Source organism: Streptomyces sp. ATLC9 (assembly GCF_057196705.1).
Window position 1 is genome coordinate 1 of sequence record NZ_JBXUOY010000527.1, and the last position, 1,022, is coordinate 1,022.

Sequence of the window (1,022 nt, forward strand, 5' to 3'; positions counted from 1 at the left end):
CCCGCAGCCCGGCCGCCCTGCGGCGCGCGTCCCGCACCGACAGCGGCAGCGGGGACCAGCCGGCCAGCCGCCCCAGGGCGACGACGGGCGGGCGGACCGGCGAGAGCGCCATCACCTCGGCCGGCTCGCCCAGCACCGGCGCGGTGCCGGGCGCGGGCAGCAGCAGCACCTGATCCGCGTACTGCACCACGCGCTCCAGGCGGTGCTCGGCCATCAGCACGGTGGTGCCCAGGTCGTGCACCAGCCGCTGGAGGACGGCCAGCACCTCCTCGGCGGCGGCCGGGTCGAGCGCGGAGGTCGGCTCGTCCAGCACCAGCACCCTGGGGTGGGTGGTCAGCACCGAGCCGATGGCGACGCGCTGCATCTGCCCGCCGGAGAGGGCGGCGACGGGACGGTCGCGCAGATCGGCCAGGCCCAGCAGGTCCAGGGTCTCCTCGACGCGGCGGCGCATGGTGTCCAAAGGCAGGCCCAGGCACTCCATGCCGTAGGCGAGTTCGTCCTCGACGGTGTCGGTGACGAAGTGCGCGAGCGGGTCCTGCCCCACGGTGCCGACCACGTCGGCCAGTTCGCGCGGCCGGTGCTCGCGGGTGTCGCGGCCGTCCACGGTCACCCGGCCGTGCAGGGTGCCGCCGGTGAAGTGCGGCACCAGCCCGGAGACGGTGCCCAGCAGCGTGGACTTGCCCACGCCGGACGGGCCGACGACGAGCACCAGCTCGCCCTCGGGCACGGTGAGGTCCACCCCGTGCACGACGGGGGCGGCGCCGTCCCCGTAGGTGACGGAGACCTGGTCGAAGCGGATCATGCGCGGGTCGTCTCCTTCGCCGGCGGGGTCTGCCCGGTGCGGGAGACGGACCCGGCGTCGGTGTCGGTTCGGGGGGCGGGTACGGGAGCGACGAAGGCCGGGAGCAGCCCGGCCAGTACGGCCGCGGCGGGCCACAGCGGCAGCTCGGGCGCGGTCAGCGGCACCGGGGGCGGGTCGAGGGCCTCCGGCAGCCGGGAGGCGGCCCGGGCCACGGCCGCGC

1 protein-coding gene and 1 pseudogene are annotated in these 1,022 nt (G+C 76.9%); both read right to left on the minus strand.

Going from position 1 to position 1,022, the window contains the following annotated elements:
* Positions 1-802 (minus strand): energy-coupling factor ABC transporter ATP-binding protein (locus AC2CJA_RS26845; protein WP_484605234.1); only part of this gene is annotated, 802 nt, incomplete at its 3' end.
* Positions 799-1,022: pseudogene (locus AC2CJA_RS26850) on the minus strand (energy-coupling factor transporter transmembrane protein EcfT); the annotation flags it as partial. The gene AC2CJA_RS26845 and the pseudogene AC2CJA_RS26850, both read right to left, overlap by 4 nt.